General features: G+C 64.4%; 11 protein-coding genes and 2 tRNA genes. 8 read left to right on the top strand and 5 right to left on the bottom strand.

All coding sequences use genetic code 11. The features are described 5' to 3' along the window. Nucleotides 1–30: 30 nt before the first annotated feature. The 4 genes from ACTNAU_RS07230 to ACTNAU_RS07215 form a co-directional block, all read right to left on the bottom strand. Complete coding sequence (locus ACTNAU_RS07230; RefSeq protein ID WP_441097998.1) at nucleotides 31–903, bottom strand: MBL fold metallo-hydrolase; 873 nt, start codon at nucleotides 901–903, stop codon at nucleotides 31–33. Nucleotides 904–991: 88 nt separating this feature from the next. Further along, on the bottom strand, nucleotides 992–1,405 hold the full coding sequence (locus ACTNAU_RS07225; RefSeq protein ID WP_441097997.1) for a hypothetical protein: 414 nt from the start codon (nucleotides 1,403–1,405) through the stop codon (nucleotides 992–994). Between the two features lie 1,137 nt (nucleotides 1,406–2,542). Beyond that, complete coding sequence (locus ACTNAU_RS07220; RefSeq protein WP_185915251.1) at nucleotides 2,543–3,709, bottom strand: NAD(P)-dependent malic enzyme; 1,167 nt, start codon at nucleotides 3,707–3,709, stop codon at nucleotides 2,543–2,545. A gap of 100 nt (nucleotides 3,710–3,809) precedes the next feature. After that, entirely contained in the window at nucleotides 3,810–5,198 is a 1,389-nt protein-coding gene (locus ACTNAU_RS07215) for an aspartate ammonia-lyase (protein ID WP_216401178.1), read from the bottom strand. A 341-nt stretch (nucleotides 5,199–5,539) separates the two neighbouring features. Here ACTNAU_RS07215 and ACTNAU_RS07210 point away from each other — a divergent pair, with 341 nt between their 5' ends. The 6 genes from ACTNAU_RS07210 (at nucleotide 5,540) to ACTNAU_RS07185 (ending at nucleotide 11,719) form a co-directional block, all read left to right on the top strand. Beyond that, nucleotides 5,540–5,977: an Lrp/AsnC family transcriptional regulator gene (locus ACTNAU_RS07210; protein WP_185915249.1), complete on the top strand. Its 438-nt coding sequence runs from the start codon at nucleotides 5,540–5,542 to the stop codon at nucleotides 5,975–5,977. A gap of 125 nt (nucleotides 5,978–6,102) precedes the next feature. After that, nucleotides 6,103–6,178: transfer RNA gene (locus ACTNAU_RS07205), tRNA-Ala, on the top strand. Nucleotides 6,179–6,225: 47 nt separating this feature from the next. Beyond that, nucleotides 6,226–6,302: transfer RNA gene (locus tag ACTNAU_RS07200), tRNA-Val, on the top strand. Nucleotides 6,303–6,916: 614 nt separating this feature from the next. Then, on the top strand, nucleotides 6,917–7,525 hold the full coding sequence (locus ACTNAU_RS07195; protein WP_185915248.1) for a TetR/AcrR family transcriptional regulator: 609 nt from the start codon (nucleotides 6,917–6,919) through the stop codon (nucleotides 7,523–7,525). A 23-nt stretch (nucleotides 7,526–7,548) separates the two neighbouring features. After that, a complete protein-coding gene (locus ACTNAU_RS07190) occupies nucleotides 7,549–9,663 on the top strand; it encodes an efflux RND transporter permease subunit (protein ID WP_185915247.1) in 2,115 nt (704 codons plus the stop codon). A 16-nt stretch (nucleotides 9,664–9,679) separates the two neighbouring features. After that, a complete protein-coding gene (locus ACTNAU_RS07185) occupies nucleotides 9,680–11,719 on the top strand; it encodes a hypothetical protein (RefSeq protein WP_441097996.1) in 2,040 nt (679 codons plus the stop codon). Between the two features lie 104 nt (nucleotides 11,720–11,823). Here ACTNAU_RS07185 and ACTNAU_RS07180 read toward each other — a convergent pair whose 3' ends face one another. Next, nucleotides 11,824–12,063 (bottom strand): hypothetical protein, encoded by a 240-nt coding sequence (locus ACTNAU_RS07180; RefSeq protein ID WP_441097995.1) that lies wholly within the window; start codon nucleotides 12,061–12,063, stop codon nucleotides 11,824–11,826. On the opposite strand from ACTNAU_RS07180, the gene aroF reads away from it, so the two are divergent. Both aroF and ACTNAU_RS07170 read left to right on the top strand, forming a co-directional pair. Continuing rightward, a complete protein-coding gene (gene aroF, locus ACTNAU_RS07175; RefSeq protein ID WP_441097994.1) occupies nucleotides 12,053–13,069 on the top strand; it encodes a 3-deoxy-7-phosphoheptulonate synthase in 1,017 nt (338 codons plus the stop codon). The genes ACTNAU_RS07180 and aroF overlap by 11 nt on opposite strands. After that, nucleotides 13,066–14,076 carry a prephenate dehydratase gene (locus ACTNAU_RS07170; RefSeq protein ID WP_441097993.1) on the top strand — a complete coding sequence of 337 codons (1,011 nt, stop codon included), beginning with the start codon at nucleotides 13,066–13,068 and terminating at the stop codon, nucleotides 14,074–14,076. Before aroF ends, ACTNAU_RS07170 begins: the two co-directional genes overlap by 4 nt. Nucleotides 14,077–14,365 lie beyond the last annotated feature (289 nt).

Genomic DNA, 14,365 nt, shown 5'->3' with positions numbered 1-14,365 from the left:
CGCCCCCCCCCCGGGGCCCCCCCCTTCTCTTTATTGCTGACTGCCTTTTTTGGCCGCCTGCCGCTTGCGGTTGCCGTGGACAAAGGAGAGGAGGTCCCCCTCCGTCTCCTCGTCCGGGTCGCATCCGTGGGCGCGGCGATAGCGGCCGAGGGCGTCGGCTGGGTCGGTGCTTTCGCCCGCCAGCTCGCCGAGGGCGATGAGCCGCCGGTAATAGGCGGTGAATTCGTCGGCGTCCTGCACGTCCCAGTGGGAGTTGACGTAAAAGCGGCAGGGCAGGTCCTTGATTTTGTCGATCCGGGCGCGGTAGTCGGCCAGGTCGTAGCTCCACTCCCCGTGAAACATCTCCTGGCAGAGGCCGTCCCCGAGAAAGAGGACCCCCTCCTGGGGGCAGTAGACAACGGTGCTGTCCTCGCTGTGTTCCCCGCCCAGGTGGATCAGTTGGCAGGTGAGGCCGCCCAGCTCCACCGTCAGGGTCTGGTCAAACAGGATGTCGGCCCCCTGCACGGCGATGGCGCGCTGCGCGCCAAATTCCCTTTTGATGTTCTCGGCGCAGAAGGCGATCTCCTCGCCCTGGGCGACGCGGCGCGCCAGGGCGTCGTCGTCCCAGGTGTAGCCGGCCATTTGCAGAAGGTGGGGCTGGGTGCGCCGGTTGGCCAGGGTGGTGAGGCCCATCTCCGGCGCGCCGAAGACGTGGTCCCAGTGCCAGTGGGTGAGGGCCAGATAGCGCGGGGCCGCCACGCCAAGGGCCGAAATGCCCTGTAAAAAGGTGCGGGCGTGGGCGGGGGAGTTGCCGCCGTCCACCACCAGAGAGGCGGTTTTCCCGGCAATGAGACCCAGGGCAGGGCGGTCGGTGTCGTGGTTGTGTTTCATCACAAAGACGTGAGGGGTGAGCTGGCGCAGCATGGCAGACATCCTTTCTGTTTGACCCGTTTGGGTCGATTGGAAAAGCCCGCTGCCATTATAACACGAAAGAGCGCCCGGTGGCAGGGGGTCATTCCACCTGGTGGATGATCAGGGTGGCGAGGGTGTCGTCGGGATCGGCGGAGGAGACGGTGAAGGTGTTGGAGGAGGAGAGGCGGAAGCTGGAAGCGCTCTCCAGGCGGATGAGCGCCTGCATGGCGTAGAAGCCCGGCTCGCCGGCCTCCTTTTCAATGCGCAGGAAGGTGCCGGGCAGGTCGGTCCCGTTGAGCTGCAGGGTAAAGCGGGTGCGCAGCGCAGAGGCGCGCGGGAGGTTGAGGTTGAAATTGAGCCAGTAGACGCCGGGGCGAAGGATGTGGAAGATCCCGTAATCGGAGAAAATATCCTCTGTGCGGGGGCCTTCCCCTTCAATGGGCAGCCCACCGTACAGGCCGCTGACATGAAGGGTGCCGTTTTGGTAGAAGAAGGCATAAGAGCGGTCGGGCACAGGGCCGGTGGCACCCGGTTCTCCCTGCGGCCCGGTGGCGCCGGTAGCACCTCTTGGCCCGGTGGGGCCGGTTGCACCCCGTATTCCCATAGGCCCCTGTGGCCCGGTAGCGCCGGTGGCGCCCCTCGGCCCATCGTCGCCGGGCAACCCCATCGGCCCTTGCGGCCCAGTTGCACCCTGCGGCCCGGTAGCACCCCGTATTCCCATGGGCCCCTGTGGCCCGGTAGCGCCGGTTTTGCCCGGCAGACCCATCGGCCCGGTGTCGCCGGGCCACCCCATGGGTCCCTGTGGCCCAACGGGGCCGGTGGCACCGGTAGCGCCCTGTGGGCCCCTCGGCCCGGTGGGTCCAGCACAGCCCCGCGGCCCCTGTGGGCCAGTGGGCCCGGGATGTCCCTGTGGTCCCTGCGGCCCGGTGGGTCCGGGATGTCCCTGTGGCCCCTGCGGGCCGGTGGGTCCGGGGTGTCCCTGTGGCCCCTGCGGGCCGGTGGGCCCGGGACATCCTCTCGGTCCCTGTGGGCCGGTGGGCCCGGGGCATCCTCTCGGTCCCTGTGGGCCGGTGGGCCCGGGGCATCCTCTCGGTCCCTGTGGGCCGGTGGGCCCGGGATGTCCCTGTGGCCCCTGTGGACCGGTGGGCCCGGGATGTCCCTGTGGTCCCTGCGGCCCGGTGGGTCCGGGGCATCCTCTCGGTCCCTGCGGGCCGGTGGACCCGGGGCACCCTCTCGGCCCCTGTGGGCCGGTGGGTCCGGGACAACCCCACGGCCCCATCGGCCCGGTGGCGCCAGTTTTGCCCGGCAGGCCCATGGGTCCGGTATCGCCGGGCCACCCCATGGGCCCCTGTGGCCCGATAGGACCGGTTGCGCCCTGTGGACCCCTGGGCCCGGCGGGTCCAGGGCAACCCCGCGGCCCCTGCGGCCCAGTGGGTCCAGGGCAGCAGCAAGTCGGCCGGGGCGGCGGACAGCTGGGACAGGGAGATGAACAATTGCGGTTGCACATAAGATAAAACCTCGCTTTCACAGATGTGGTCGCGGTATCCTATGTGCCGACAAAAGGAAAGGTGGCCCGCCGGCGGGACAGAAAAATGCCCGGGCTGGCGGCCCGGGCATAAAAGGGAGGGGGTTCTTTTAAAAAGAGGGAAAATCAGCGGTTTTCTTTTTCCCATGCCTCCCGCACGGCTTTGGCGACGGCGGGGGCCACCTCCTTGCAGAAGGGGCTGGGGATGATGTTCTCCTCTCCCCGCTCATCCTCGGGGATCAGGGAGGCGATGGCGAAGGCGGCGGCCACCTTCATCCCCTCGGTGATGCGGGCAGCGCGGGCGTCCAGCGCCCCCCGGAAGAGGCCGGGGAAGGCCAGCACATTGTTAATCTGGTTGGGGTAGTCGCTGCGGCCGGTGCCCACAATTCGCGCCCCGCCGGCCTTGGCCTCGTCGGGGGTGATTTCGGGGTTGGGGTTGGCCATGGGGAAGACGATGGCGTCTTTGGCCATGGAGGCCACCATCTCCCGGCTGACGATGCCGGGGGCGGAGACCCCCACAAAGACGTCGGCCCCCTTCAGGGCGTCGGCCAGGGTGCCGCTCAGGCACTCCTCATTGGTCAGCTGGGCCAGCGCCAGCATGCTGGGGTTGAGTTTCTCCGGCTCCTGCCGGTTGAGGATGCCGAAGCGGTCGCAGACGGTCAGATGGCGGATGCCGATGTCCATCAGCATCCGGGAGATGGCGGTGCCGGCAGCGCCCGCGCCGTTGACCACCACCTTGACTTCACCCAGCTCTTTTCCCACCACCTTGAGGGCGTTGATGAGGGCCGAGCAGACGACGATGGCGGTGCCGTGCTGGTCGTCGTGGAAGACGGGGATGTCCAGCTCCTCCTGCAGCCGCTTTTCGATGGCAAAGCAGCGGGGGGCGGCAATGTCCTCCAGATTGATGCCGCCCAGGGTGGGGGCGATGTGGCGGACCGTCTCCACGATCACGTCGTCGTCCTGGCTGTCGATGCAGATGGGGATGGCGTCGACGTCGGCAAACTCCTTAAAGAGGGCGCACTTTCCCTCCATCACCGGGATGGCGGCGGCCGCGCCGATGTTGCCCAGCCCCAGAACGGCCGAGCCGTCGGTGACCACGGCCACGAAGTTGCCCTTGCTGGTGTAACGGTAGACGTTTTCCGGGTCCTTGTGGATCTCGATACAGGGCTGGGCGACGCCGGGGGTATAGGCGATGCTCAAATCGTCCTTGTTCTCGATCTTCATCTTGGACACCACCGACAGTTTGCCCTTATATCTCTCGTGGGCCTTCAGCGACTCTTCAAAGTAATTCACCGCTTGTCTCCTCCTCTGTATGCGCCCCGAAAGGGGGCGGCCTTGTTTTCTCTTCTTCAAGTATACCGCACTCGCGCGCGGGATGCACCCTCTTTTCCCATCAGTCCCCGGGGGTGGTCATGGAGAGGGGGTCGAGCAGCTCCTCCAGGGACTTTTCGTCCAGCAGGTGCTCTTCCTCCGCCAGTTTGCGCACCGGCTGGTGGACTTTGAGGGCCTCTTTGGCGAGGCTGGCGGCCCGCTGGTAGCCGATGGCGGGGCAGAGGGCGGTGACGATGCCCACGCTCTCCTCCACCAGCTGGCGGCAGCGCTCGCGGTTGGCGGTGATGCCGCTGACGCAGTTGTCGGTGAAGGTGCGCACAGCTTCCCGCAGGGAATCCAGCTCCAAAAAGAGGGTGAAGAAGACCACCGGCTCAAAGGCGTTGAGTTCCAGCTGGCCGGCCTCAGCGGCCATGGTGATGGTGCCGTCCCCCCCGGCGATGAGGAAGGCCACCTGGGTCACCACCTCGGGGATGACCGGGTTGACCTTTCCCGGCATGATGGAGGAGCCGTTTTGCTTGGCGGGGAGGGAGATCTCCCCCAGCCCGGTGCAGGGCCCGCTGGAGAGGAGCCGCAGGTCGTTTGCCATCTTCGAGAGGGTGACGGCGCAGGCCTTGAGGGCGCCCGAGACGGCCACGAAGCAGTCGATGTTCTGGGTGCCGTCGATCAGGTCCTCCGCCTGGGTCAGGCGCAGGCCGCTGACCTCTGCCAGGGTGGGGACGATGTGCTCGCGGTAGTAGCGGGTGGTGTTGACGGCGGTGCCGATGGCGGTGGCGGCCATGTTGATGGTCTCCAGCTCCGACTCGGCCCGGCGCAGCCGGGCGGCCGCCCGCTCCACCGCGCTGGCGTAGGCCCCGAAGGACTGGCCCAGGCGGATGGGCACCGCGTCCTGCAGCTGGGTGCGGCCCATCTTCACCACGTCGTCGTACTCCCTGGCCTTGCCCCGTAGGGTGGCGGCCAGCCGGTCGAGCTCGCCCAGCACCTCGGGCAGCAGGGCGAGGGCGGTCATCTTGCCGGCAGTGGGGTAGACGTCGTTGGTGGACTGGGCCATGTTGACGTGGTCGTTGGGGTGGACCACCGAGTAGTCGCCCTTGGTCCCGCCCAGCAGTTCGATGGCCCGGTTGGCGATGACCTCGTTGGCGTTCATGTTGGCGGAGGTGCCGGCGCCGCCCTGGATGGGGTCGACGATGAAGCTGTCCATCAGCCGGTCGGCCAACACGTCGTCACAGGCGCTGCAGATGGCGTCACAGCGGCGCTGGTCCAGCTTGCCGGCGGCGCAGTTGGTCAGGGCGGCAGCCTTTTTGATCTGCGCCAGGCTGTGGATAAAGCGGGTGTGCATCCGCTGGCCGGTGATGGGGAAATTCTGCCTGGCCCGCAGGGACTGCACGCCGTAGTAGGCGTCGGCGGGCACCTGCAGGGTGCCGATGGAATCGGATTCGGTGCGGGTATTCATAAGGGCTTCCTCCTTATAAAGGGCGGCGGGCGGCGTTTGGCGGTCCGCTTCGACCTTGCTGCTGCGGGGCGTTGACCCCTCACTTCGCCTTCAGTATACGGCGGGGTCGGGCGGGGGTAAAGGGTTTGCGGGCAATGGAAAACAAAGCCATCAAAATGGGGGGCGCGGCGAAAAAAAGAAAAGGCAAAGGGGGCTTCGACCTTCTTTTCTTCACCTTTGTGAAGGAGTTGTCAGCCGCCGTTTTTTTCACTTGCCAAAGGGCGGGGGAGGCCGGTATAATAAAAGGGAAAAAGCCCCCTTCCGCAGTTGCCGGGAGGGGGCAAGTGGGGGAGGCACGATCGGTGGACACCATTGACAGACAGATTTTGGAGATTTTGGAGAGAGACGCCCGCACCCCCCTCAAAAAGATCGCGGCGGCGGTCTTCCTCTCCCCGCCGGCGGTGTCGGCCCGCATCGAGCGGATGGAGCAGCGGGGGGTCATCACCGGCTATCGGGCGCTGGTGGACCCCCAGCGGTTGGGCTACGCCATCACCGCCCTCATCAACATCGCCATCCTCCCCAAGCATCAGCCCGCCTTTGCCCAATTCGTCAAGGGCTGTTCCAACGTGACCGAGTGCTACCATGTGGCGGGCACCTACTCGATGCTCCTCAAGGCCTGTTTTGCCACCACCGGCCAGGTGGATTCCTTTGTCGAGTCGCTGCAGCGCTACGGGAAGACCCAGACCCAGATCGTCCTCTCCACCGTGGTGGAGCCGCGGGAGGTAGAGCCCCTCTTGTAGGGGAGGATTTTTTGCGCAAAAGGAAAAAAAGGGGTTGCATTTTTATCCCATTGTGATATAATATCTCTTGCAGTCGCGGTGCTGCCGGGTTGCTTCCCGTGCTTTGCCGCCTTTCAAATCCATTTGGGGGCATAGCTCAGTTGGTAGAGCGATACGTTCGCAACGTATAGGTCATGGGTTCGATTCCCACTGTCTCCACCACCTGGATCAGCCGCAATTTGCCGCTTGATTCCTTTACAAAAAAATATGGAGGCGTAGCTCAGCTGGTTAGAGTGTTCGGTTCACATCCGAAAGGTCGTGGGTTCGAGTCCCTCCGTCTCCACCATTTTTGTACAGTCCGTTTCGACGGACTGTTTTTTTCTGCCCATTTTTGTTTCGCCCTCGCGCCTTTGGTGCGCGGGCGTTTTTGTGAAACGCTTTTTTGTCGCGCCGGATGGGGGAAGAGGGGGGAAACAGCGCTCTCTGAAGACAGGGAGAGGCCATCGCTTCGCTGTAGTGCAGTGGGGCCGGGGGAGCGGCACTCCCTGATGGGCGGGAGCTGCCATTCCTGTGGGCGAGAGGGGGCGGCGCTTTCCGATGATGGGCTAGAGCCACCGTCGCTTTTCGCTGCGAGCGGGCTATGGCTCCTCCAACTGCCAAATTGCCGCCATACGGCGCTTTTGCGCGTTTTGGCAGGGCGGTCCTCCGCCCGTTCAGGGGAGGAGCGCCCTGGGCTCCGCCGCCCTGCAGTCACATTTTTGGGCTGAAAACCGGCATTTTGGCAGAGAAATCTGCACAAAACAGGCGCGAGAAAATATGGCATATTTGATAAAATCACGAAAATGACCAATCGTCAGTTTATGAGGTTGACTTTTGGTCATTTCGTGCATACAATAGCAACTGTAAGAAAAGTGACCAATCGTCATTTTTGATTCAGCGGCAGAAAGAGAGGCGAAAGAAGTGCTGGTAGACAAGATCCAGGACAAGAAAAAGCAGAAAAAAGAGAGGTTGGAGCAGGCGGCCTACGACCTGTTCAGCGAGCAGGGATTCAGCGAGACCTCCATCGACCAGATCGCCCGCCGGGCGGGGGTCGCCAAGGGGACGTTTTACCTCTATTTCCCCGACAAAGAGGCCCTGCTCAACCAGGTGATCTTCAAGTGCAGCAGCCGGATCTTTAAAGAGGCCATGCAGGAGAGCCGGTTCAAACAGCTCGACGACTGGGTGGAGCGGGTGATCGTCCTCATCGACTACGTCATCGAGCTGTTCAAAGAGCGGCCCAACGACCTGAAGGTCATCAACAAAAACCTCTCCTGGAGCATGGTGGGCGACCAGGTGGCGAAGGGGAGCAGCGAGGGCGTCGACCAGGAGTTCGCCGAGCTCTTGAGCTACTATCTGGAGCAGTTGGAGGGCCGCGGGTACGACCGCAAGGCCGCCTTTCAGCTCATCTTCATGGTGGTTGAACTGGTGGGGGCCGTCTGCTACTCCTCCCTTGTCCTGGGTCAGCTGGGGCCGATCGACGAACTCAAGCCCATGCTCTTTGAGACGGTCCGAAAGATGATCCGAAACTAAACTTTGCAATTGGGGATGAAAGTATGAAGGAGAAAGCGGCTCGCTTTGTCGTCAAAAAGCGAATTGCCATTTTGATCCTGGCCGTGGCCCTGCTCATTCCGTCGGCCATCGGCTTTGTCAAGACCTTTGTCAACTACGACATACTCACCTACCTTCCGGCCGACCTGGACTCGATGATCGGCCAGAACATGCTGGAAGACGACTTTCACATGGCCTCCACCGCCATGCTGGTGGTGGACGGGATGGAGGACTACCAGGTGTCGCAGCTCAAGGAGAAGGTGGCTGCGGTCCCGGGGGTGCGCCAGGTCCTCTGGGCCGACGACATCTTCGACAACGGGGTGCCCCGGGAGATGCTGCCGGAGGATGTGAGGAGCGTCTTTTACAGCGACAGCGGCACCATGATGATCATCAGCTTCGACGAGCCCATGGCCGCGGAGGGGACCCTGAAGGCCATTGAGCAGATCAAGTCGGTGACCGGGGAGCAGTGCTTTTTGGGCGGCATGGCCGCCATTGTGCAGGACACCAAGGCCCTGGCCGACCAGGAGACCCCCCTCTACGTTCTGGTGGCGGTGCTTTTGTGCATGGCGGTCCTCTGGCTGGGGCTGGAATCCACCGTGGTGCCCTTCATCTTCCTGCTGGGCATCCTCTTCCCCATCCTCTACAATTTCGGCACCAACATCTTTTTGGGGCAGATCTCCTACATCACCAAGGCCCTGGCGGCGGTGCTGCAGCTGGGGGTGACCATGGATTTCTCCATCTTCCTCCTCCACCGCTTTGAGGAGGAGAAGCAGCGCTGCCCCGACAAGGAGGAGGCCATGGTCAAGGCCATCAGCGCCACCCTCACCTCCATCGCGGGCAGCTCCATCACCACCATCGCCGGCTTTCTGGCGCTGTGCACCATGCGCCTGACGCTGGGGCGGGACATCGGCATCGTCATGGCCAAGGGGGTGCTGCTGGGGGTCATCTGCACCGTCACCATCCTGCCCGCCCTCATCCTCTTTTTCGACAGGGCGATCGACAGGCACACCCACCCGGTGCTCATCCACGAGTTGGAGCGGGTGCCCTCCTTTATCTGCAAGCACTACAAGGGCATTTTGGTGGCCTTTGTGGCCCTCTTTGTCCCCTTTGCCATTGCCCAGGCCAACACCGACCAGTACTACGCCCTGGACGAGACCCTGCCCCAGGACCTGCCCTCCATCGTGGGCACCAACAAGCTCAAAAACGACTTCAATATGACCACCACCCACTTTGTGCTGGTGGACGACAAGCTGGACAGCTACCGCCTCAAGGAGATCAGCGACCGCATCGAGGGGCTCGACGGGGTGGACCTGGTCATCTCCTACGACAAGTACGTGGGCGGGCGGATCCCCGACGACATCGTCCCCGACGAGCTGCGCGACCAGATCGACGCCGGGGGCAAAAAGCTGATGATGGTCAACTCGGTCTACAAGGCCGCCAGCGACGAGGAAAACCGCCAGATCGACCAAATCAACGAGATCGTCAAGGCCTACGACCCCACCGCCGTGGTGGCGGGGGAGGGGGCCATGACCAAAGACCTCATCGAGGTGGCGGCGGTGGACTTTAGAAATGTCAACATCGCCTCCATTGCGGCCATCTTCATCATCATCGCCGTCTGCTTCCGCTCGGCGAGCATCCCCTTCCTGCTGGTGCTGGCCATCGAGTTTGCCATCTCCATCAACATGGGCATCCCCTTCTTCACCGGGACCACCCTCCCCTTTGTGGCGGGGATCGTCATCGGCACCATCCAGCTGGGGGCCACGGTGGACTACGCCATCCTCACCACCACCCGCTTTCGCGAGGAGTTGCAGGCGGGGCGGGAGAAGATGGACGCCATCCGCGTCACGGTGCAGAAGTGTTCGCCCTCGATCATCACCAGCGGCCTGAGCTTCTTTGCCGCCAACATCGGCGTCGCCATCATCTCCAAGATGGACCTCATCAAGAGCCTCTGCGGGCTGATGGCCCGCGGCGCCATCATCAGCATGCTCTCCATCATCTTCGTGCTGCCGGCCCTCCTCATCCTCTGCGAGCCGCTGATCGCCAAGACGACCATCGGCTGGAGAAAGGCCGCCAAGCTGCTGAAAGGGCGCAAAAAAGAGCCCGAATACCAGGAATTGTAGTGGGAGGAATCACGGTATGAAAACGTCTCATGTGCTGAAAAAATCCGCTTGTATCGCCCTTTCGGCAGCGCTCCTGCTGCCCGCGGTCCCCGCCTTTGCCGCCGACGGCACCACCAAGGACGAGACGGTCTACGTCTTTTTGAACCCCGACGGCACCGTCACCAGCCAGACGGTGAGCAGTTGGGTCCACAGCGACGGGGGCATCCGCTCGGTGCGGGAGGAGGTCGCCCTGCAGAACATCCGCAACGTCAAGAATGCGGCCGCCCCCCAGCTCGACGGCGGTGTCCTCACCTGGGATATGGACGGGAACGACGCCTACTACACCGGCACCAGCGATAAGACCCCGCCGGTCACGGCCGCCATCAGCTACAAGCTGGACGGGGAGGAGATCTCCCCGCAGGAGCTGGCCGGGAAGAGCGGCCGGGTGGAGATCACCATCGCCCTGCAAAACAACCTCTCCCGCCAGGCCACCGTGGGCGGGGAGAGCCGGACCATCTACACCCCCTTCATCGTCGCCGGGGTCGCCGACCTGCCCACCGACCACTTCTCGAACGTCACCTGCGAGGGGGGGAGCGTCCTCTCCGAGGGGCAAAACCAGATCGTCGCCTTTGTGGCCAGCCCGGGTTTAAAGGAGAGTTTGGGGCACAGCGCCTCCCTGGTGGAGGACACGGTGGGCTTTTCCATGCAGGAGCAGTTCACCATCCAGGCCGACGCCACCGACTTTGAGCTGGGCTCCATCATGCTGGGGGCCACCGGGGAGCTGCCCCTGGAAAAACTGAAAGAGGCCAGTTCCGCCGGCGAGGTGAGCGAGGCGCTGGACTCGCTGAAAAGCGCCACCGACCAGCTCTTTGACGGCACCTCCCAGCTGGCCGACGCCACCGGTCTCTTCGCCGACAAGATGGGGCAGTTCGACCAGGGGATCGCCGAATTGGGCAGCGGCGCCGGGGAGCTGAAGGACGGCACCGGCCTGCTGGTGAGCGGGGTGCAGGAGCTGGGCGGCAAGCTGGGCCTGGGGATGGGACAGCTGCGCGAGGGCTCCGCTCAGTTGGCCGCCGGCAGCCAGGAGCTGTTGACCGGGGTGAACGGCTACACCACCCAGGTCGAGGGCAAGGTGGGCGAACTGGCCGAAAAACTCGACGGGGTGGGCACCCAGCTCGACGGGGTCAAGACCCAGGTGGCCGCCGACAAGCAGGCCCTGATCGACGGGATGACCCAGGCCGGCACCGAGGTGAAGGTCACCCTGGGGGGCGACATGACCGCCCTGGGCCAGTCCATCGGCGCCTACGTGGCGGCGGTGAACGCCGACCCTGCCGCCACCCAGGCCGAAAAAGAGGCGGCGGCCCTGATGTGGCAGCAGTTTAACCAGTTGAAGACCGACCTGGAGAGCCACGGCAAGACCCTGCAGTCCATCAGCACCGCCGCCCAGTCCCTGGGCAAGACGGTGGACGGGGTGTTCGCCACCGTCGGCAAGGAGTTTGGCGACGCCAAGACCGAGCTGGCCGCCACCCAGAAGGCTCTGGCCGAGTACGGCAAGAAGCTGCGGGACGGGGCCAAGGACGTCAGCGACGGCGCGGCCGCCCTTCAGGAGGGGGTCGCCGCGGGCGCAAAAGATGCCAAAGACGGAGTTGGCCGGCTGCAACAGGGCGCCGACGACTTGAACGAGGGGGCCTCCAAGTTGCAGCGGGGGGCCGAGGACGCCCGCGCCGCCTCCTCCCAGTTGGCCGAGGCGGCGGATACCCTGCGGGACAAGACGGGGGAGCTCAACGAGGGGATGGAGGCCTACAAGACCACCGGCATCGATCCTATGTGCAGTGAGCTGGGCGACCTGACCGGCGACCTGGACGAACTGCTGGAGGTCAAGGACCTGCTCGTCGAGCAGTCGGAGGCCTTTACCAGCTATTCCGGCAGCCCCGAGGGCAGCGAGGTGAACACCAAATTCCTTCTCAAGACCAGCGAGATCAAGGAGAAGGAGGAGGCAAAACCGGTGGTCCTCGCCACCGAGAACACCCAGAAAAAGGGCCTTTGGGAGCGCATCAAGGGCATCTTTGTCAAATAGTTATCGCAGAAAAAGGGCGGGCCGAAATGGGGCCTGCCCTTTTTTGCACCCAAAAAAGCGGAAGGTTTTGGTTGACAAAGCGGGAGGATGCGGGTATCATAAACCTACAGACCGAAAGGATGGACGGCAAAATGGCGCATTGGGAACACCGCTTTTTCCGCTTTAGCAGCTTGGGCTTCTTTTTTAGCTCGGGCTTTTTTGGCGTGGATCGGGCAGTGTGTCAGGCGATGCGAACCGTTTAGAGGTCCCGGCTTTTCGGGCAATTTTAAACAGTGAACGCCTCTGGCAACCTGCCAGGGGCGTTTTTGTTTGCAGAAATAGGGAGGAAGAGATATGGTCGTCATCTTGAAACAGGGGGTCACCAAGACCCAGATCGAGGAGTTCACCAACTGGATCCAGCAGCAGGCAGAGGTGCAGGTGAGCGCGGTGTACGGCGCGCAGACCACCATTTTGGGGCTGGTGGGGGACACCTCCGCCATCGACATCGATTTGGTCAGCTCCAAAGACGTGGTGGAGACGGTCAAGCGGGTGCAGGAGCCCTACAAAAACGCCAACCGCAAGTTCCACCCCGACGACACGGTGATCACAGTGGCCGGGGACAGGACCATTGGCGGCATCCAGTTCTCGGTGATTGCCGGCCCCTGCTCGGTGGAGAGCGAGGAGCAGATCATCGAGGTGGCAAGGCGGGTCAAGGCCGCCGGGGCCACCGCTCTGCGGGGGGGCGCCTTCAAGCCCCGCACCTCGCCCTACTCCTTCCAGGGGCTCAAGGCCGAGGGGCTGGACTTGCTGCGCCGCGCCCGACAGGTCACCGGGCTGCCCATCGTCACCGAGATCATGAGCCTGGCGCACCTGGACCTCTTTGCCGATGTGGACGTGATCCAGGTGGGGGCCCGCAACATGCAGAACTTCGAGCTGCTCAAGGAGCTGGGCCACTGCGACAAGCCCATCCTCCTCAAGCGGGGGCTGGCCAACACCATTGAGGAACTGCTGATGAGCGCCGAGTACATCATGGCCGGGGGCAACCACAACGTCATCCTCTGCGAGCGGGGCATCCGCACCTTTGAGAGCTACACCAGAAACACCCTCGACATCTCGGCGGTCCCCATCCTCAAGCGGGTCTCCCACCTGCCGGTGGTGGTGGACCCCAGCCATGCCACCGGCATCACCTGGCTGGTGGAGCCCCTCTCCAAGGCCGCCATTGTGGCCGGGGCCGACGGCCTGATCATCGAGGTGCACAACGACCCCAGCCACGCCCTCTCGGACGGGGCGCAGTCCCTCACCCCCGACCAGTTTGACGGGGTGATGGGGGAGATCGGCCGCACGGTGGACTTCTGCGGCAAGACCCTGTGAGGCCGGCCGAGGGGGCCCTCGAGGCCCTGGCCCGGGCGGTGGCCGAAGAGACCGGCAGTTCCGCAGCCGCCGCCCGGGAGATGGCGGCAGAGCTCTACACCGCCCTGCTGGGCTGCTGCGGGCCGGGAGGGGCCGGTGCGGGAGAGCTGGCGCGGCTGATTGCCGCCGCCCCCCAGGCCCCCCAGTGGGGGAGCGCGCCCCGGGTGGCCTGCCCCGGGGTGGAGGGGGCCTTTACCCACCAGGCCTGCCGGACCCTCTACCCCGGCGGCCAGGTCTCCTTCTACCCCGAATTTGCCGATGTCTTTGAGGCGGTGGAAGAGGGCCGGGTGGACGTGGGGGTCCTGCCCATCGAGAACTCCACCGCCGGCTCGGTGCTGGACGTCTACACCCTTTTGGGGGAACACCGATTTTTCATCGTCGACGCCACCTCCCTCCCCATCGAGCACTGTCTGCTGGCGCCCCGGGGCGCAGCGCTCGACGGGGTGCGGCAGGTCTACTCCCACCCCCAGGCGCTGGGCCAGTGCCGGCACTACCTGGCGGCCCACCCCGGCTGGGAGAGCAGCCCCTTTTCCAACACGGCGGCCGCCGCAAAGTACGTGAAGGGGGAGGGGGACTGCGCCAAGGCGGCCATCGCCTCCGCCCTCTGCGCCCAGCTCTATGACCTGCAGGTTTTGGAGCAGGGGATCGAGGACGCCAGCGGCAACCGCACCCGCTTCATCGCCGTGGCCAAGGAGCCGGTGATCCTGCCCCAGGCGGACCGGGTCAGCATCCTGGCCGTCCTCCCCCACCGGAAGGGGTCGCTCTTCTCCTTCCTCGCCCGGTTTGCGGCCGCGGGGCTCAACCTCTGCAAGATCGAGTCCCGCCCCATCCCCGGCCGGCGCTTTGAATTTGTCTTCTACCTGGACTTTGAGGGCAGCGTCCGCGGGGAAAAGACCCTGGCCCTTCTCTCCTCCCTGGAGGGGCAGGTCGAGCGGCTCGCCTTTTTGGGCAATTATCCCGACCGATAGATCGGCTTTTCCGCTGTTTTGCGGGGCCGCTCCAGCTCTCTGTGGCTGGGGCGGCTTTTTTGTCAAAAGGGGGAAGTTTGGGCGGGGGCATGGGAATCTGCCGGCCGGCGTGGTATAATAGCGGCAGAGCTCCTGTTGCGGCGGGGCCGTTCCCCCCTTTGACTGCGCGGGAAAAGGGGGCGGCGCCCCGACGGATGAAGGTGCCGTTTGCCGCCCTGCGCGGCTGTCGGCCGGCCGCCGCGACAGGGGACGGGCAGGGGGAGAGGGCCGCCGGGCCCTGTCCCTCGCT

The organism is Bittarella sp. HCP28S3_D9 (genome assembly GCF_052065655.1).
Lineage (GTDB): Bacteria > Bacillota > Clostridia > Oscillospirales > Ruminococcaceae > Bittarella > Bittarella massiliensis.
The sequence above is the reverse complement of the archived record's forward strand: the minus strand, read 5'-3'. Positions and strand labels throughout refer to the sequence as shown.